At 38.9% G+C, this 19,180-nt stretch carries 19 protein-coding genes and 1 riboswitch; of the genes, 15 read left to right on the plus strand and 4 right to left on the minus strand.

Going from position 1 to position 19,180, the window contains the following annotated elements; translation table 11 throughout:
- Positions 1-110: 110 nt before the first annotated feature.
- On the minus strand, positions 111-1,550 hold the full coding sequence (locus tag QM941_RS00470; protein WP_414337618.1) for a TrkH family potassium uptake protein: 1,440 nt from the start codon (positions 1,548-1,550) through the stop codon (positions 111-113).
- Between the two features lie 3 nt (positions 1,551-1,553).
- Positions 1,554-2,903 (minus strand): Trk system potassium transporter TrkA, encoded by a 1,350-nt coding sequence (gene trkA / locus QM941_RS00475; RefSeq protein WP_414337621.1) that lies wholly within the window; start codon positions 2,901-2,903, stop codon positions 1,554-1,556.
- 412 nt (positions 2,904-3,315) lie between these two features.
- Here trkA and QM941_RS00480 point away from each other — a divergent pair, with 412 nt between their 5' ends.
- The 13 genes from QM941_RS00480 (at position 3,316) to QM941_RS00540 (ending at position 13,858) form a co-directional block, all read left to right on the plus strand.
- The gene (locus tag QM941_RS00480) at positions 3,316-3,819 is read left to right on the plus strand and encodes a tRNA (cytidine(34)-2'-O)-methyltransferase (protein ID WP_414337624.1); all 504 of its coding nucleotides are present in this window, start codon (positions 3,316-3,318) and stop codon (positions 3,817-3,819) included.
- A 54-nt stretch (positions 3,820-3,873) separates the two neighbouring features.
- A riboswitch (FMN riboswitch) is annotated at positions 3,874-4,091 on the plus strand.
- A gap of 146 nt (positions 4,092-4,237) precedes the next feature.
- Positions 4,238-4,801 (plus strand): ECF transporter S component, encoded by a 564-nt coding sequence (locus QM941_RS00485; protein ID WP_414337627.1) that lies wholly within the window; start codon positions 4,238-4,240, stop codon positions 4,799-4,801.
- Positions 4,791-5,441, plus strand: coding sequence for a phosphatase PAP2 family protein (locus QM941_RS00490; protein ID WP_414337629.1), 651 nt, complete (start codon positions 4,791-4,793; stop codon positions 5,439-5,441). Before QM941_RS00485 ends, QM941_RS00490 begins: the two co-directional genes overlap by 11 nt.
- A 26-nt stretch (positions 5,442-5,467) precedes the next feature.
- Positions 5,468-5,866, plus strand: coding sequence for a ParB N-terminal domain-containing protein (locus tag QM941_RS00495; protein ID WP_414337631.1), 399 nt, complete (start codon positions 5,468-5,470; stop codon positions 5,864-5,866).
- Entirely contained in the window at positions 5,863-6,354 is a 492-nt protein-coding gene (locus tag QM941_RS00500; protein ID WP_414337633.1) for a GNAT family N-acetyltransferase, read from the plus strand. Before QM941_RS00495 ends, QM941_RS00500 begins: the two co-directional genes overlap by 4 nt.
- 224 nt (positions 6,355-6,578) lie before the next feature.
- Entirely contained in the window at positions 6,579-7,004 is a 426-nt protein-coding gene (rplK, locus tag QM941_RS00505; protein ID WP_001085804.1) for a 50S ribosomal protein L11, read from the plus strand.
- Between the two features lie 96 nt (positions 7,005-7,100).
- Positions 7,101-7,790, plus strand: coding sequence for a 50S ribosomal protein L1 (gene rplA, locus QM941_RS00510; protein ID WP_001085672.1), 690 nt, complete (start codon positions 7,101-7,103; stop codon positions 7,788-7,790).
- A gap of 202 nt (positions 7,791-7,992) precedes the next feature.
- Positions 7,993-9,693 carry an acetolactate synthase large subunit gene (locus QM941_RS00515; RefSeq protein ID WP_414337636.1) on the plus strand — a complete coding sequence of 567 codons (1,701 nt, stop codon included), beginning with the start codon at positions 7,993-7,995 and terminating at the stop codon, positions 9,691-9,693.
- The gene (ilvN, locus tag QM941_RS00520) at positions 9,686-10,162 is read left to right on the plus strand and encodes an acetolactate synthase small subunit (protein WP_414337639.1); all 477 of its coding nucleotides are present in this window, start codon (positions 9,686-9,688) and stop codon (positions 10,160-10,162) included. The genes QM941_RS00515 and ilvN overlap by 8 nt, the downstream gene beginning before the upstream one ends.
- 66 nt (positions 10,163-10,228) lie before the next feature.
- The gene (ilvC, locus tag QM941_RS00525; RefSeq protein WP_414337641.1) at positions 10,229-11,251 is read left to right on the plus strand and encodes a ketol-acid reductoisomerase; all 1,023 of its coding nucleotides are present in this window, start codon (positions 10,229-10,231) and stop codon (positions 11,249-11,251) included.
- Positions 11,252-11,326: 75 nt separating this feature from the next.
- A complete protein-coding gene (gene ilvA, locus QM941_RS00530; RefSeq protein WP_414337643.1) occupies positions 11,327-12,577 on the plus strand; it encodes a threonine ammonia-lyase IlvA in 1,251 nt (416 codons plus the stop codon).
- An 82-nt stretch (positions 12,578-12,659) separates the two neighbouring features.
- Positions 12,660-13,556, plus strand: a complete 897-nt coding sequence (locus QM941_RS00535; protein ID WP_414337645.1) for an SPFH domain-containing protein — start codon at positions 12,660-12,662, stop codon at positions 13,554-13,556.
- An 86-nt stretch (positions 13,557-13,642) separates the two neighbouring features.
- The gene (locus QM941_RS00540; protein WP_001130035.1) at positions 13,643-13,858 is read left to right on the plus strand and encodes a hypothetical protein; all 216 of its coding nucleotides are present in this window, start codon (positions 13,643-13,645) and stop codon (positions 13,856-13,858) included.
- An 86-nt stretch (positions 13,859-13,944) separates the two neighbouring features.
- Here QM941_RS00540 and QM941_RS00545 read toward each other — a convergent pair whose 3' ends face one another.
- Positions 13,945-14,685 (minus strand): amino acid ABC transporter ATP-binding protein, encoded by a 741-nt coding sequence (locus tag QM941_RS00545; RefSeq protein ID WP_414337648.1) that lies wholly within the window; start codon positions 14,683-14,685, stop codon positions 13,945-13,947.
- A complete protein-coding gene (locus QM941_RS00550) occupies positions 14,685-16,250 on the minus strand; it encodes an ABC transporter substrate-binding protein/permease (RefSeq protein WP_414337651.1) in 1,566 nt (521 codons plus the stop codon). The genes QM941_RS00545 and QM941_RS00550 overlap by 1 nt, the downstream gene beginning before the upstream one ends.
- A gap of 131 nt (positions 16,251-16,381) precedes the next feature.
- On the opposite strand from QM941_RS00550, the gene QM941_RS00555 reads away from it, so the two are divergent.
- Together QM941_RS00555 and QM941_RS00560 are read left to right on the plus strand one after the other, a co-directional pair.
- A complete protein-coding gene (locus QM941_RS00555) occupies positions 16,382-18,271 on the plus strand; it encodes a DUF2207 family protein (protein WP_414338858.1) in 1,890 nt (629 codons plus the stop codon).
- Positions 18,272-18,333: 62 nt separating this feature from the next.
- Positions 18,334-19,179, plus strand: coding sequence for an undecaprenyl-diphosphate phosphatase (locus QM941_RS00560; protein ID WP_414337654.1), 846 nt, complete (start codon positions 18,334-18,336; stop codon positions 19,177-19,179).
- Position 19,180: the final 1 nt, after the last annotated feature.

Here is a 19,180-nt window from a genome sequence, read left to right on the forward strand (position 1 = left end):
AAATTGAAAAGGTTTTGATTTCCCTCAAGTGTCAAATTTGGACGCTGAAATAACTTGTTTAAATATATAAAACCTTCAAGTTTGACTTGAAGGTTTTATAAATAGATTGGTTATCGTTTGGACCAAGTGCGTTTCATAAAGAGAAGCAAAATCGGATAAATTTCAAGCCTTCCAGCAATCATTGCAAAAGCTAGTATGATTTTTGAAAAAGGACTAAAAATTGAAAAGTTTGCAGATGTTCCTAGGATAGGACCGATGTTATTAAAACAACTGAAAACAGCACTAGTAACAATCATCAGATTGTTGTTATCCAAACTGATGACAAAGATTAAACCAAGAAGAATCATTACATAAATCACAAAATACTTGAGAATCTTATGCTGGGTATCCTTGTCTATCACAGCTCCATTAACATGGAGAGTCAAGACACGATGAGGAGATAGGATAGATAGGACTTGGTTTTTAGCAATCTTTGCCAAAATAAGCCCACGGATGATTTTAAGACCTCCAGCCGTAGAGCCTGCAGAACCTCCAATAGCCATGAGGAAGAGCAGGATATATTGGGAGAATAAAGGCCAATTTGTGATACTTCCATATCCAAACCCAGTAGTGGTGATAATATTGGATACTTGGAAGAGAGCCATTTCAAAACTTTCAGCAACTCCATGGTAGAGATGGAGGGTATTTAGAGTAATAAGGGCGGTAGAAGTAGCTACAATTAAAAGGTAGGCTCTAAGTTCCTCGTCGGAAAAAAATTCCTTAACTCGACGGAGCAGTAGATAGTAATATAGATTGAGATTGACTCCAAAGACTAAGACACCAAAACTAGTAAGATAGGTAATTAAGGAACTTTGATAGTGGGCAATCCCGTCGTTGTATACCGTAAATCCTCCAGTTCCTGCAGTTCCCATAGCGATCACCACACTGTCATATAATGGCATACCAGCCATGTAATAAATGATGATAAAGAGAACAAAGAGAGCAAGGTATAGTACATAAAGGATTTGAGCTGTATTCTTGAGTTTTGAAACAACCTTACCAAAAATAGGTCCAGGAACTTCTGCTTTCATCACTTCTAAGTGACTGTTTTGAGCATTTTCCATAATAGCCAAGGCGAAAACCAGCACACCCATTCCACCGATGAGGTGGGTGAAACTGCGCCAGAAAAGAAGGGAGCGACTCAAGACAGAAACATCGTTGAGGATAGTTGCCCCTGTTGTAGAAAAGCCAGAGCTAATTTCAAAAAAGGCGTCAATCAAATTAGGAATTTGCCCTGAAAATACAAAGGGGAGAGCCCCAAAGAAAGACCAAAGGATCCAACAAAGAGCAACAATCAAGACTCCTTCTTTAGCATAGATACGCTGTTTTTTTGGTTTGCGAATAATCCCAAGGAGGCCTAAGACAACAAGAATCCCAATGGTAGAAAAGAGAGCTACAAAGACCTGGCTAGACTCCTTGTAATAAAGGGCCACAAAGACAGGAACCAAGAGTAAAACACCCTCGATGAGGAGGAGCTTTGCAAGGAGAAAGCGAATCATACTTCTATTCATAGCTTACCTCTCCAACAGATCATAAATCTTAGTGATATTGGATAAGAGTGTGATGACAACTAACTTATCACCAACTTGTAGTGTATCCTCGCCCGTTGGGAAGATAGATTTCCCATTGCGGATAATAGCGGCAATCAAGATATCTTTTTTAAAGTTAAGTTGAGATAGAGGTTTACCTGTCATTTTATTTTCTTCTTTAATAAGAAGTTGTAGAGTCTCAACCTGACCATTTGCTAGATGGTGAATGGCTTGAAGGTCAGAATATTGAGCATTAGCTCGGCCGTGAATAAAGTGCATGATTGTGTCTACAGCAATTGTTTTTGGTGTAATGATACTTGAAAAATCAGGCGCGTGGATAATCTCTAAAAGACTAGTTCGATTGACCTTGGTAATATTTTTTTGCACACCAACACTATCCAAGAACATAGATGTGATAATGTTCTCTTCATCAACACCAGTTAGAGTTGCGACAGCATCATAGTTTTGTGCGCTTTCTTCTAAGAGAACATCCTTGGTAGTTCCGTCTCCTTGAACGATGTATAGTTTAGGAAAATTTTCACTAAAAAAGGCTGCTCTTTCAGGATTGACTTCGATAACTTTTGTTTCGATACGACTGTCTTTCAAGATTTTCAAGAGATAATAAGCAATTTTTCCAGCTCCAACAATCAGCAAGCTTTTAACAACTCGAGACTTGATGTAGTTATGAAAAAGCATCATGTCAACACGATCTCCAGTAACAAAGATACGGTCCTTGTCTTCTAAAATCATATCTCCACTAGGAATCATGAGTTTATGATCACGTTCGATAACACAGACAATGACGTTACCAAACTTTTTACGGAAATCAGCAATAGACATCTGGCAAATATTGCTGTTTTTTCGTACAACGAATTCCATCAAGCTAACCAAGCCACCCGCAAAGCGCTCAAGAGAAAGAGCGTTTGGGAAATCAATGATGTTTGCAATTGCCCTAGCTGCAAGCAGTTCAGGATTGACAATCAGAGAAAATCCCAGAATATTTTTTTCTTTAAAATAGGGATTGGAATATTCAGGATTACGCACACGAACAATTGTTTCTTTTGCTCCCATTTTTTTAGCAAGAACAGCTGCAACCATATTGACTTCATCGTGCTGAGTCATGGCGATAAAGATATCACAGTCTTGAACGTTTGCTGCTTCAAGCATGGCAAAGTCAGCTCCGTTTCCAGCGATACCAATAATATCAAAACGGCTTGTCATGAAATTGAGGACGGATTCATTCTGCTCAATAAGGACAACATCATGATTGTCAGCGACAAGTGAACGGCAGAGGGCAGAACCAACTTTTCCCCCTCCGACAAGAATAATTTTCATAGTTAAATAACCTACTTTTTCAATATGTTTCTATCATACTCTTTTTTAGAAAAAAATGCATCCAGTAACTGCCTATTTCTCTTATCAAAGCAAAGTAGAAGCTATTATAAAGTTTAATTTTGAAAAATAGGAAGTTTCTGAAAAGTTGCTTTCCAGTCTCAGATTTAAAAAGTCCAACAATTCCTTAGATGTGCATGCTTTTCAGTATATGTAAATATCCCTGCAAAAAAATGAAAAAGCCAAGTCATTTCTATTGACATTGATTCTGAAAGTGATATACTAAGAAAGTAGTTTCGCTGATTTACTTCAAACCTGTTGTGAGGTAAGTTAACGATGCCTTAACCACGCTGTTTGCTGAGCTTGACTCCGAGCAGTGTGGCTATTTTTTTGCAATGATAAAAGGAAGCAAATTATGACAAACCACATTGTATTATTTGAACCACAGATTCCACAAAATACAGGAAATATTGCGCGTACCTGTGCAGCAACCAGTAGTCCCCTTCATATTATTAAGCCCATGGGGTTTCCTATCGATGATCGCAAAATGAAGCGTGCAGGCCTGGATTATTGGGACAAGCTTGAAATCTATTTTTACGAAAATCTAGCTGACTTTATGGACAAGATGGATGGTCAACTTTACCTGATTTCTAAGTTTGCAGAAAAGGTTTATTCGGATGCCGATTTTACAATGGAAGGGAATCACTATTTCCTCTTTGGTCGAGAAGACAAGGGGTTGCCTGAGGAATTTATGCGAGAACATCCAGAAAAGGCCCTTCGAATACCTATGAATGATGAACATGTCCGCAGTCTCAATGTTTCGAATACTGTTTGTATGATCGTGTACGAAGCTCTACGTCAACAGAATTTTGCTGGTTTGGACTTGGTTCATATCTATGAGACTGACAAGTTGAAATAATCATGAAAACGAATACTTAATGCTTGCACTTGCAAGCGTTTTTTGTTATGATAAAAGGGTCTTCAGGGCTGGGTGTAATTCCCGACCGGCGGTGACTTTAACTAGCTATTTCGGCTTACTCGTCGTTGTCTTGTCTCGATATACTTTAGTATTATCTTCGACTGCAACGCCTAGATTAATCTCAAATATCTTAGTTAAAGAAGTCCGCGAGCGCAAGCTGATGTGGTGTGATTCCACAACCGACAGTATAGTCTGGATGGGAGAAGACGAAAGAATAATTTTATCTATTCCACTTAAATATATAGGAAGTTCTTTTGGTGTTTTTGACCAATAGATTGTTTTTGATATAGTTGAGTTGATAGATAGAGTGGGACTTTCCAACTTCTTCTGATTTTATAGAAAATTGGAGGAACCTGTTATGACAAACACACGTCGACTTTCGACCATTGCAATTTTATCAGCACTTTCATTTGTGTTGATGTACTTTGACTTTCCACTCTTGCCTGCGGCGTCCTTTTTGAGGATTGAGTTCAGCATCTTACCGGTTTTGGTAGGGGTAATAGTACTCGATTTACCTGCAGCTTTTGTGATAATTTTACTCCGTTCCTTGCTTAAGTTAATTTTAAACAATCAAGGAGTCAGCACCTATATCGGTTTGCCGATGAATATTGTGGCTTTAGGAGTTTTTGTTCTTGCATTTGGTTTGATTTGGAAAAAAGATCGGACGCCAATTCGTTTTGCTCTAGCTTCTCTTGCTGGTACGATTGGTTTGACCTTGGCTATGCTAGTTCTCAACTATGTTTACGCCGTTCCTTTGTACGCTAAGTTTGCCAACTTTGATATTGAAAAAATACTCGGACTAAGCAACTATCTGCTAACCATGGTCTTACCTTTTAACTTAATTGAAGGTATTATCTTTGCACTAGCATTTTGGTTGATTTATGTCTTCCTAAAGGTAACTTTAAAACGTTATGAAAGATAAACAAACATATTTAACAAAGGGCTCTTTTGCCCTTTTACTATTTGTAATTCTGGGTTATGTCGTTAAGTTTTATCCAGAACAATTGATACCATTTGATTCGTCTATCCAGACAGCAATCCGTGGAGATTTACCAGCTATATTGACAACTATCTTTCGTGGGATTACTCGCCTGATTGACTTGCCAATCGTTATTTCTTGGGCAATTCTATTGACTGCAATCTTTTATCTAAAAAAGTGGAAGAGTGAAAGCCTCTTGGTCGCTGGCAATCTTAGCTTGGCTGGAATTTTAATTGTGTCCTTAAAACACCTCTATCAACGTCCCCGACCAGATATTTTACATTTAGTAGAGGAAAAGGGTTTTTCTTTCCCAAGTGGTCACTCATTAGCAGTCACTCTTTTAATCGGTTCTCTAATTATCATTGTGGGTCAAAGAGTGAAAGATAGGACTGTAAGGCTCATTCTCCAGATTTTACTGGGAATTTATCTAGTAAGTGTAATCATTTCCAGAGTCTATCTGGGCGTCCACTACCCGTCTGATGTTCTTGCCAGTCTCTGTCTGGGTCTTGGAATTCTATTCATTGAATTTCCTTTTTATGACAAACTTCGCTTTCAATGGCGCTTTACAGGCAAGCAGAAGTAGGCATTAATTCTTCTTGAGGAGAAAAAATGGAAGTCAACATAAAAGATCTTCATCCGACCCAACTATACTTATCAGAAAAGAAGTTGCAAGATATCCAGATGCTTTATCAGTCGGTAGAAAAGCCAAGTATTAATCCAATCAGTGTTCTTGCATTTGGAGATCGCTTGCTAATTACAGATGGGCATCACAGAGCTTACCAAGCTTTGTTAGCAGGTCAAAAAACGATTTCTGCTGAGTGGGATAAAGATGGTGGTGATGAACTGTATCATCTCTATGCGCAAGTTTGCGAGGAAAGAAAGATATACTCTGTTCTGGATTTAAAAAATCGTACCATACCTCAAGATGAGTATGAAGCAAAATGGTACAACTGGTGTGATGGTTTTAATCAAGCAGCGGCTCTCTTATTGAAAAGGAAGTTAAAATGAAACAAATCATTCAAATTGATAGTTCTTTACGCTTGGTTCCTTATTTTTTAGCAGATCATCGTGATGCAGCTTTATCCTGGTATCAAGATGTGGATTTGGTGGAACTGGTAGATGGTATTAGAATTCCCTATAGTTTGGAAAAATTAAATGCCATGTATTCCTATTTAGAGGAACACGGGGATTTGTTCTGGATTGAGTTTCGGGAAAAGGGAGAGTGGATTCCAATTGGTGATGTAGCCTTATCTCAGGAGAATCTTCCTATTGTGATTGGCAATACAGCTTATCAGCATCAAGGTATTGGACGCAAGGTTTTAAGGGCTTTAATTGATCTAGCCCAGCAAAAGGGGTGGAAACAGTTGAAAGTTCAGGAAATCTATGATTTCAATTATGCCTCCAGACGATGTTTTGAGTCCCTTGGATTTGTAGAAAGTGGAAGTGCTGAAAAAGGGACAAGCCTGCTCTTAAAACTGGACTCCTACAAAATTTAGTATCCCTTATAATCGCTCAAAACAGGGCGGTTTTTTAATTTGTAGCTTACGACTCTTTTACGATCGAAATGACAGGCAAATTCCGTTATAAAATTTCTCTAAAAATAGAAATTTTCTCTTGCATTTGAGATAGATTAGTGTATAATAGTAGGGTATGTGTAAAACATACTTGTGGGAGGTAAAAATCTTACATTACCGCCAAAACCACAAAGGAGGATTTAAAAATGGCTAAAAAAGTCGAAAAACTTGTAAAATTGCAAATCCCTGCTGGTAAAGCTACGCCAGCTCCACCAGTTGGACCTGCTCTTGGTCAAGCTGGTATCAACATCATGGGATTCACAAAAGAGTTCAACGCTCGTACAGCTGACCAAGCTGGTATGATCATTCCAGTTGTTATCTCAGTTTACGAAGATAAATCATTTACTTTCATCACTAAGACACCACCAGCTGCTGTTCTTTTGAAAAAAGCTGCAGGTGTTGAAAAAGGATCAGGTACACCTAACAAAACTAAAGTTGCTTCAGTTACTCGTGCGCAAGTACAAGAAATTGCAGAAACTAAGATGCCAGATTTGAACGCTGCAAACCTTGAGTCTGCAATGCGTATGATCGAAGGTACTGCTCGTTCTATGGGATTCAACGTTGTTGACTAATCAATAACTTCCCTATATAACCCGCAAGACTTCATCATTTCGAGAAGTGACGTGGGAGATGAAAATCGATTGAACCACTTACAAGGAGAATAGAAAATGGCTAAAAAAAGCAAACAACTTCGTGCTGCTCTTGAGAAAATCGACAGCACAAAAGCATACAGCGTAGAAGAAGCTGTAGCTCTTGCAAAAGAAACTAACTTTGCAAAATTTGACGCAACTGTAGAAGTTGCTTACAACTTGAACATTGACGTTAAAAAAGCTGACCAACAAATCCGTGGAGCAATGGTATTGCCAAACGGTACTGGTAAAACAGCTCGCGTTCTTGTATTTGCACGTGGTGCAAAAGCTGAAGAAGCAAAAGCTGCTGGTGCAGACTTCGTTGGTGAAGACGACCTTGTTGCTAAAATCAACGACGGTTGGTTGGACTTCGACGTAGTTATCGCTACACCTGACATGATGGCTCTTGTTGGACGTCTTGGACGTGTCCTTGGACCACGTAACTTGATGCCAAACCCTAAAACTGGTACTGTAACAATGGACGTTGCTAAAGCAGTTGAAGAGTCTAAAGGTGGTAAAATCACTTACCGTGCAGACCGTGCAGGTATCGTACAAGCTATTATCGGTAAAGTTTCATTTGAAGCTGACAAGTTGGTCGAAAACTTCAAAGCATTCAACGAAACAATCCAAAAAGCTAAACCAGCTACTGCTAAAGGAACTTACGTAACAAGCTTGACAATCACAACTACACAAGGTGTTGGTATCAAGGTTGACGTTAACTCACTTTAATAAGTATAAAATTTAAAACAAAAAGGTTGAAGGTAGATTTACCTCAACCTTTTTTGTCGTCATAATAAAATTTTACTAATTTAATTTGATATTGAAAACCATCTAGATAGAAAATTCAGAAAATTGTTTCTTTTCTATTGAAAATTTTTGAAAAAATGGTATCATAGAAACAAGTCATTTTAAGAGAAGAGAAAGGGGAAGAATGGAGAAAATCACTTTAGAGACTCCTAAGACAGGATCGGATTTAGTTTTAGAAACGCTTCGTGACTCAGGGGTTGATACAATTTTTGGTTATCCAGGTGGGGCAGTTTTACCTCTATATGATGCTATCTATAATTTCAAAGGAATTCGCCACATTTTAGGTCGCCACGAACAAGGCTGTCTACATGAGGCTGAAGGTTATGCTAAGTCAACAGGAAAACTTGGTGTTGCAGTCGTCACAAGTGGGCCGGGAGCAACCAATGCCATTACAGGAATAGCAGATGCCATGAGCGATAGCGTTCCTTTGTTAGTCTTTACAGGTCAGGTAGCACGTCCTGGTATTGGTAAGGATGCCTTCCAAGAAGCAGATATCGTTGGTATTACTATGCCAATCACTAAGTACAACTATCAAGTGCGAGAAACTGCTGATATTCCAAGAATTATAGCAGAAGCTATTCATATTGCGACTACAGGTCGTCCAGGACCAGTTGTTATTGACCTTCCAAAAGATGTCTCAGCTTTGGAGACAGATTTTATCTTTTCGCCTGAAGTTGTTCTTCCTAGTTACCAACCAACTCTTGAACCGAATGAGATGCAGATTAAAAAAATATTGAAGCACTTATCAAGAGCTAAAAAACCAGTTCTACTTGCTGGCGGTGGTATTAGTTATGCTGAAGCTTCTAAAGAATTAAATGAATTTGCAGAACGCTATCAAATTCCTGTTGTAACAACACTTTTGGGACAAGGAACTATTGCCACTAGTCACCCGCTTTTCTTAGGCATGGGTGGAATGCATGGTTCATTTGCAGCCAATATAGCAATGACTGAAGCTGATTTCATGATTAGCATTGGATGCCGTTTTGATGACCGTTTAACTGGGAATCCAAAAACTTTTGCCAAAAATGCTAAGGTTGCCCATATTGATATTGATGCAGCAGAGATTGGTAAGATAATTAGTGCGGATATACCAGTGGTTGGAGATGCAAAGATAGCTTTAGAAATGCTCCTTGCAGAGCCTATTGTTCACAATGACACAACAAAATGGATCGATAAAGTAACCAAAGATAAAAACCGTGTTCGTTCTTATGATAAAAAAGAACGTGTCGTTCAACCGCAAGCAGTTATTGAACGAGTTGGTGAATTGACCAAAGGTGATGCCATTGTCGTAACGGACGTTGGGCAACACCAAATGTGGACAGCTCAGTATTATCCTTATCAAAATGAGCGTCAATTGGTAACCTCTGGTGGACTTGGAACCATGGGATTTGGAGTGCCTGCAGCTATTGGAGCAAAGATTGCAAATCCAGATAAGGAAGTTGTCCTCTTTGTGGGAGATGGTGGTTTCCAGATGACCAACCAAGAGTTAGCTATTTTGAATATCTATAAAGTGCCGATTAAGGTGATTATGCTTAATAACCACTCATTAGGTATGGTTCGTCAGTGGCAAGAATCTTTCTATGAAGGAAGAACTTCGGAGTCTGTATTTGATACACTTCCTGATTTCCAATTAATGGCTCAAGCATACGGTATAAAAAACTATAAATTTAATAATCCAGAAACTCTTGAAAAGGATTTAGAGGTTATTCTAGAAGATGTACCGATGTTTATCGAGGTAGATATTTCCCGTAAGGAACACGTTCTTCCGATGGTTCCTGCTGGTAAGAGTAATCATGAGATGTTGGGGGTGAAGTTTAATGCGTAGAATGTTAACAGCTAGACTCCAAAACCGCTCAGGAGTACTCAACCGTTTCACAGGAGTCCTCTCACGTCGCCAAGTAAATATTGAAAGCATTTCGGTCGGTGCGACTGAAGATCCAAATGTTTCAAGGATTACCATTATTATTGATGTAACTTCTCATGATGAGGTAGAGCAAATCATCAAGCAACTCAACCGTCAAATTGATGTGATTCGTGTTCGCGACATTACAGACCATCCTCATTTAGAGCGTGAAGTTATCTTAGTAAAGGTTTCAGCACCAGCAGAAAAACGGGCAGAGATTTTGGCAATTATTCAACCTTTCCGTGCAACAGTAGTTGATGTTGCACCAAGCTCCATTACCATTCAAATGACTGGGAATGCTGAAAAGAGTGAAGCCTTGTTGCGAGTGATTCGACCATACGGTATTAGAAATATAGCAAGAACGGGTGCAACTGGATTTACCCGAGATTAAGCAAAATTTATGTAAGTAAAGACCCAAGTGGCAACAAATAAAATTATAGAAAAGAGATAAAAAATTATGGCAGTTCAAATGGAATATGAAAAAGATGTTAAAGTAGCAGCGCTTGATGGCAAGAAAATCGCCGTTATCGGATATGGCTCACAAGGTCATGCTCACGCTCAAAACTTGCGTGATACAGGCTATGATGTGATCATCGGTGTGCGCCCAGGTAAATCTTTTGACAAAGCAAAAGAAGATGGATTTGACACTTACACAGTAGCAGAAGCTACTAAATTGGCTGATGTTATCATGATTTTGGCACCAGATGAAATCCAAGCTGACCTTTATGCGGAAGAAGTAGCTCCAAACTTGGAAGCTGGGAATGCACTTGGTTTCGCACATGGATTTAACATCCACTTTGAATTTATCAAAGCTCCAGAAAGTGTTGACGTCTTCATGTGCGCACCTAAAGGACCTGGTCACTTGGTACGTCGTACTTTTGAAGAAGGTTTTGGAGTTCCAGCCCTTTATGCAGTTTACCAAGATGCTACTGGACATGCCAAAGATATTGCTATGGACTGGGCTAAGGGTGTTGGTTCAGCACGTGTTGGTCTTCTTGAAACAACCTTCAAGGAAGAAACAGAAGAAGATCTTTTTGGTGAACAAGCAGTTCTTTGTGGTGGTTTAACTGCCTTGATGGAAGCTGGTTTTGAAGTCTTGACTGAAGCTGGTTATGCCCCAGAATTGGCTTACTTCGAAGTTCTTCACGAAATGAAACTAATCGTTGACTTGATCTACGAAGGTGGATTCAAGAAAATGCGTCAATCAATCTCAAATACTGCGGAGTTTGGTGATTACGTATCAGGCCCACGTGTAATTACAGACCAAGTCAAGGAAAACATGAAAGCTGTCCTTGCTGACATTCAAAGTGGAAAATTCGCTAACGACTTCGTCAACGACTATAAGGCTGGTCGTCCCCAAATGGCAGCTTACCGTGAACAAGCAGCTAACCTTGAGATTGAAAAAGTTGGTGTTGAATTGCGTAAAGCAATGCCATTTGTCGGTAAAAACGACGATGATGCCTTTAGAATCTATAACTAATTTGTAAGCAAGAAGGCGAGTTGGGGAGAACCAAGCTCGCTTTCACATTTAAATTATTCATTAGAAAGAAACTATATGATCAGTGCAAAAGATGTGGTGAAAGCCCATAAAGTCTTGAACGGTGTAGTTGCTGAGACACCACTAGACTATGACCATTATCTATCAGAAAAATACGGTGCCAAGATTTATCTAAAAAAAGAAAATGCCCAGCGAGTCCGTTCTTTCAAGATCCGTGGGGCCTACTATGCTATTTCTCAACTCAGTAATGATGAGCGAGAGCGTGGGGTAGTCTGTGCATCAGCGGGAAATCATGCCCAAGGAGTTGCCTATACTTGTAATGAGATGAAAATCCCAGCAACGATTTTTATGCCCATCACAACTCCCCAACAAAAAATCGGGCAAGTTCGATTCTTTGGTGGAGATTATGTGACTATTAAGTTAGTAGGGGACACCTTTGACGCTTCAGCCAAAGCAGCCCAAGAATTCACTCTAGCAGAAAATCGTACCTTTATTGATCCTTTTGATGATACTAATGTTCAAGCCGGTCAAGGTACCGTTGCTTATGAAATACTAGAAGTCGCTCGTAAAGAATCTATCCATTTTGATACAATCCTAGTTCCTGTGGGTGGAGGAGGCCTCATTGCAGGAGTTTCTACCTATATAAAGGAAACAAATCCAGAGATAGATGTCATCGGTGTTGAAGCAAATGGCGCTCGTTCTATGAAAGCTGCTTTTGAAGCAGGTGGTCCTGTCAAGTTAAAAGATATCGATAAGTTCGCTGATGGGATTGCAGTCCAAAAAGTAGGGGAATTGACTTATGAAGTGACACATAAACACGTTGAAACACTTATTGGTGTAGATGAAGGATTGATTTCTGAAACCTTAATTGACCTCTACTCAAAACAAGGAATTGTAGCTGAGCCGGCAGGTGCTGCTAGTGTGGCGGCCTTGGAAGTACTGTCAGATTATATAAAAGGTAAGACTATTTGTTGTATCATCTCTGGAGGAAATAACGATATCAACCGTATGCCTGAAATGGAAGAGCGGGCCTTGATTTATGATGGAATTAAACATTATTTTGTCGTTAACTTCCCTCAGCGTCCAGGTGCCCTTCGGGAGTTTGTAAATAATATCTTGGGGCCAAACGACGACATTACTCGTTTTGAATACATTAAACGTGCCAGCAAGGGAACTGGTCCAGTCCTGATTGGGATTGCCTTGTCTGATAAACATGACTATGCTAGTTTGATTCGACGGATGGAGACTTTTGATCCAGCCTATATTAATTTAAATGGCAATGAAACCCTATATAATATGCTTGTATAAATTCCTATTAAATTTTTATCATATTATTTGCCTAACCTATATACGAGTGCTATAATGTAAGTGAAGAAAGGGGGAGATTCCCATGGTTTTAAAAGTTTTACTTGTTCTATTAATTCTAATGCTGATTGTAGGAGCTATTTTGGTAAGCTCTGTTTATGTCGTTCGTCAACAGTCTGTTGCCATTATCGAACGATTTGGTAAGTATCAAAAGTTAAGTAATAGTGGTATTCATCTACGGGCACCATTTGGCATTGATAAAATTGCAGCTCGAGTACAGTTGCGCCTATTACAAAGTGAGATCGTGGTTGAAACCAAAACCCAAGATAACGTTTTTGTGACTATGAATGTCGCAACTCAGTATCGTGTAAATGAGTTAAACGTTACAGACGCTTACTATAAATTGATGAGACCTGAAGCTCAAATTAAATCTTATATTGAAGATGCATTGCGCTCATCTGTTCCTAAGTTAACTTTGGATGAATTGTTTGAGAAAAAAGATGAAATTGCATTAGAAGTTCAAAAACAAGTAGCGGAAGAAATGTCAACTTATGGGTACATTATCGTTAAGACGCTCATTACCAAAGTAGAGCCGGACGCAGAAGTCAAGCAATCAATGAACGAAATTAATGCCGCCCAACGTAAGAGAGTGGCTGCACAGGAATTGGCTGAAGCAGATAAAATTAAGATCGTTACAGCGGCAGAAGCAGAGGCAGAAAAAGATCGCCTACATGGGGTAGGGATTGCAGAGCAGCGTAAAGCAATTGTTGATGGACTTGCTGATTCTATTATTGAATTAAAAGGAGCTAATGTCGAACTAACTGAAGAGCAAATTATGTCAATCTTGTTAACAAACCAATATTTGGACACATTGAATAATTTTGCTGAAAAAGATGGAAATAATACAATATTCTTGCCAGCAAATCCTAATGGAGTTGAAGATATACGAACCCATATACTTTCGGCTTTGAAAGCCAAATAATTGTAATCTTAATGTGTTTATTTTTTGACAAATGTTCTAAAAACGTTTACAATTAAAGAACGCAAAGAAAAAAATAGGAGAACAACATGGCTAAGTCTAACTTTGAAAAAGTAGAATCAGTTGTTGGCTGGGTTCGTGATAAGAAAATCACAGGCTATCGTATTTCTAAGGAAACCAATGCACGTGAGATGTCTATCATTGCTTTAGCTCAAGGACGTGCAAAAGTTAAAAATATTTCCTTCGAGACAGCCCTTGGCTTAATTGATTTCTATGATAAAAATCATGAAAAATTTGAAGATTAGTCTTTGGATACAGGCGGATTCTTAAAAGGAGTCTGCCTTTTCATTTTTATGGATAATAAAAAAAGCTGCTTTCTTGCAGCTTTTTCTTATCCAAGATAGCGTTGTAGAAACTCTCTTGTACGCTCTTCTTTAGGATTCGTAAAGAGATCTTCAGGATTTCCTTCTTCAGCAATAACACCCTTGTCCATAAAGATGACACGATTTGAAACGTCGCGGGCGAACTCCATTTCGTGAGTTACGACAATCATGGTCAAACCTTCTTGAGCCAAATCTTGCATGATTTTAAGAACTTCTCCAACCATTTCAGGGTCAAGAGCAGATGTCGGTTCATCAAAAAGGATGGCATCGGGATTCATAGAAAGGGCACGAGCAATGGCAACTCGTTGTTTTTGACCGCCAGACAGTTGTTTTGGCTTAGCTTGCCAGTAGCGTTCTCCCATTCCTACTTTTTCAAGATTTTCTTTGGCAATTTTTTCAGCTTCTGCACGTTCACGCTTGAGAACAGTTGTTTGCGCTACAATGGTGTTTTCAAGAACATTGAGGTTTTCAAAGAGGTTGAAGGACTGGAAGACCATTCCTAGTTTTTCTCGATAGTGAGTGAGGTTATAGCCTTTTTCGAGGACATTTTCACCGTGATATAGGATTTCGCCTTCAGTTGGTGTTTCAAGTAAGTTGATCGAACGTAGGAAGGTTGATTTACCACTACCGGAACTTCCAATGATAGAAATAACTTCTCCTTTATGGATAGTAAGGGAAATATCTTTTAGGACCTCGTTTTGTCCATAGGATTTTTTGAGGTGTTTGATTTCAAGAATGGGTTGATTCATTATTTCAAATCCTCCGTTTGCATTTGGTTAGCACCTGTAGTGTAAGTATCCATATCCATCCGTTTTTCGATATAGCGTAGGATACGTGTTACTGTAAAGGTGAGGACAAAGTAGATAACTGCGATAATAGTAAAGGTTTGGAAGTACTGGTAAGTCTGTGTTGCTACTGTATTTCCTGAGAAGTAAAGTTCTACAACAGAGATAACATTCAATACAGAAGTATCCTTGATGTTGATGACAAATTCATTACCAGTTGCAGGTAAAATGTTTCGAACCACTTGAGGTAGAACGATCTTACGCATGGTTTGATTATGAGTCATACCAAGTGCAGTAGCTGCTTCAAATTGTCCTTTGTCAACAGCTAGGATACCACCACGAACGATTTCGGTCATGTAGGCACCGGTATTGATAGAAACGATAAAGATAGCAGCGAGAGTACGGTCTAGGTTAATTCCGAAAGCCTGGGCAGTTCCATAGTAGATAACCATAGATTGTACAATCATAGGAGTTCCACGGAAAATTTCAATATAGATATTGAGAATCCAACCAACTATATTTTGAATGACGTAGATAAATTGATTTTCAGATTGAGGCGCAGTACGGAAAACACCGATAGCAAGACCAATAACGAGACCAACGATGGTACCGATAATTGAAATTAAAAGTGTGATTCCAGCACCACGCAAGAGTTGTTGCCAGTTTTCAGTTAGAATTTTAGCAACTTGGCTAAAGAAATTACTGCTGTTTTCTTCAGTAGTTGTAGCTTGAACAGGTTGTTCCTTGATCATACGATCCATTAGGGCAACTTGTTCATCTTTAGAGATGGTTTCAATGCTAGCATTGATTTGGCTGATACGTTCGTCATCCTTACGAAGACCGATAGCGATAGAGGTATCTTCTTCCCCAGTTTTAAAACCTTTTTCAAGTTGGACCATCTTGAATTTAGAGTTAGCTGCTTCAGCGGTTAGAGCTTCTGGACGTTCAGAAACGTAAGCATCGATCACACCTGCTTCTAGAGCTTGACGCATCTGCGCGAAATCTCCCATAGCAGTTTCTTTCTTAGCTCCTGGGATTTGTTCAATCAAATCATAAAGATAGACCCCTTGCTGAGAAGTGATTTTAGCTCCGTCAAAATCATTTAGACTTGTAGCATTTGCATAGGCGGAATCTTTCTTAACCAAAAGGACAGGTTCACTGGTGTAGTAACTGCTTGAAAAGGCAATTTCTTGCTTTCGTTCAGCAGTTGGACTCATCCCAGCGATAATCATATCAATCTTGCCAGAAGTAAGGGCAGGAACTAGACCTTCCCATTTAGTCTTAACGATAAGGGGTTCTTTGCCTAAATCTTTAGCAATCTTTCTGGCGATTTGAACATCATAACCATTTGCATACTGGTTAGTACCATCAATCTTGACAGCTCCATTACTGTCGTCATCCTGGGTCCAGTTGAAAGGAGCATAGGCCGCTTCCATCCCGATGCGTAAATATTCATCAGCTTGGGCCACATTTGTTAAGCCCAGCATCAGGGCAAGCCCCGTAATGATGGATAAGATTAATTTCTTCATATTATCTCCTAATTCTTGTTTAAAAATAACGTCTCTCTATTTTATCGAAAAAATCTCGGTTTTTCAATACGAGTAAGCCTTTACTTATAAAAAATGATATAATATTGAAAATGATAGAGAGGGTTTTGATGATGAGGAAAAAATGGCTACTGAGTCTAATATTTGTTTGTTTATTATTCTTTCCAAGCCTAGTCTTAGCGGTTGATTTTGATATTCTATCCTACAAGGGAGATTTGAATATTCAGGCTGATAACACTGCGGTTTTTAAAGAAACCATTACCTATCGCTTTAAGGATGATTATAATGGACAGCTAGTGGGTCTTGGAAAAGCTGGGAAAATGCCAGAAGGGTTTGATATTGATGCTAATCCGACTATCGTAGTTTCAAAAAATGGTGAAATAGTAAGGGATGTTCTCTCATATACAGAAGATCAAGGGGATGGCTACCAGGTTAAAATCTACAATCCGGGTAAGGCAGGTGATCTAGTCCGAGTAACGGTAACCTGGAAATTATCGAATCTTCTATTTCTATATGGTGATATAGCAGAGTTGAATTGGCAGCCTTTGACAGATAGCTCTGGAAATATCAAAGAGCTAGAATTTAAGGTAAGTTCTGAAGTTTCAGCAGAAGAACTATATTTCCATACTGGTAATCTTTTTAATGAAGTAAGCTTAGAAAAGGTCAATGAATACTATCGAGTAAAAATGAAGGACCTTCCCAAAAATCATCAGATTGAACTACATGCCTACTGGTCAAGAACTGCTTTTTCGCAAGCTCCAGATCAAGGACTAGTCGATAACAGATTGCCAGCATTTAAACAGATCGAAGCCAATCTAGCCAATGATAAGGCTATGAGTAAGGCTTTAGTTATTTGGGTTGCTCCTATTATTATCTTACTTCTATTGATAGTAGGTACTGTTCTTTTTATTGTTTTTAAGAAAAAGATAGCTCCTCGTCAAAAAATTGAAAAAAATCATCGATTGTATGAACCGCCTAAGGATTTAGCTCCACTGATTTTGGCAGAAGTGGTTTACTCGACATCACTAAAAGAAGTAAGTCCTACTATTAAAGGATTTGGGAAATTTACTTTTGAAGAATTGATACAAGCAACCTTGCTGGATTTGATGGATCGTGGTAATCTTTCCATATTCTCAGCTCAGAAAAAACTCATCTTGAAAATTGTACACGAAAAAGGACTGGCCAACTTTGAAAAAGAATGTTTACAGATGATCTTTTCAACTAAAACAGAAATTCCGATTTCTGATATGTTTTCGGACTATGAGATCTCTGACAGTCTCTACAAAGGGGCCAAAAAGTCGGATGAAACATCCATTCAAAGAACAGGGAGCCGTATCAAATATGCTTTTGAAAGTCAACTTCAGAAAATTCAAGATGGTATTCGAGATAAGGTTAGAGACTTAGGTCTGCCAAATTACTATCGTCCTCTAAGCACATCCGAAAGAAGGCTAGCTACTTGTATGTGGTTTTGTTCTATTATTGCTGGATTCATGGGCTTCCTATTCTTTATCTATAGCTTGATGACTCATGACTATCTTTCGATCAGGTTACTAGTTTTAGGACTAGTCGGCGGACTTATGACAGGTCTGTTTTATTTTGAAACTCGTAGCCCATATCGAGATGGTGTTTTGACTGATGAAGGAGCAGAAATATATTACCTTTGGACAAGCTTTGAAAATATGTTACGAGATATTGCGCATTTGGACAAGGCTGAGCTTGACAGTATTATCATTTGGAATCGTCTCTTAGTATATGCAACTCTCTTTGGCTATGCAAAAACTATCAATAAGGTGATGAAGCTGAATCAAATCAAACTTGACAATTCCGACCTCAATTTGTATGTTGCTTCAGGCTGGTATCATCAACTTCATCTTTCAACAACTCAGATGAGTCATTATGCCTCAGTTGCAAATACTGCCCAACATTATTCGGTATCATCGGGTGGTGGTGCAGGAGGAGGCTTCTCTGGCGGAGGTGGAGGCGGAAGTGTCGGTGCCTTTTAGAAAATTTTTATCATAGATGGCGAAAATATGCTATAATAGAGAACAGTAAAAAGGAGTAAAGTATGTATTTTTTTGAAATTTTGAAATCTATCTTTTATGGGATTGTTGAAGGAATTACAGAGTGGTTACCAATCTCTAGTACCGGCCACCTAATTTTGGTTGAGGAGTTTATCCAGTACAAGGACCAAAATGAAGCCTTCATGTCCATGTTCAATGTTGTAATTCAATTGGGGGCTATTTTGGCCGTTATGGTAATCTACTTTAATAAGCTCAATCCCTTCAAACCGGGTAAGGATAAAGTTCAAGTTCGTAGAACTTGGCAGTTGTGGTCTAAAGTCTTTGTTGCAACCCTCCCTCTTCTCTTAGTATTTAAATTTGATGATTGGTTTGATACCCATTTCCATAATATGGTTTCAGTAGCTATCATGTTGATTGTTTATGGAGTTGCCTTTATCTATCTTGAAAAACGTAACAAAGCGCAAGCAATTGAGCCAACAGTGACTGAGTTAGACAAACTACCTTATAAAACAGCCCTTTATATTGGTCTTTTCCAGGTGTTAGCCCTCTTTCCAGGTACAAGTCGTTCTGGTGCAACCATTGTCGGTGGTTTGTTAAATGGAACAAGTCGTTCAGTGGTGACTGAGTTCACTTTCTATCTTGGTATTCCAGTTATGTTTGGGGCTAGTGCTTTGAAGATATTTAAATTTATTAAAGCAGGAGAAGTATTAACTTTTGGTCAATTGTTCCTCCTCTTGGTTGCCATGGGTGTAGCCTTCGGTGTCAGTATGGTTGCTATACGTTTCTTGACTAGCTATGTGAAAAAACATGATTTTACTATCTTTGGTAAGTACCGTATTGTACTTGGGAGCATCTTGCTTCTCTATAGCTTCATTCGATTGTTTGTATAAG

The sequence above is a fragment of the Streptococcus timonensis genome, assembly GCF_047460355.1.
Lineage (GTDB): Bacteria > Bacillota > Bacilli > Lactobacillales > Streptococcaceae > Streptococcus > Streptococcus timonensis_A.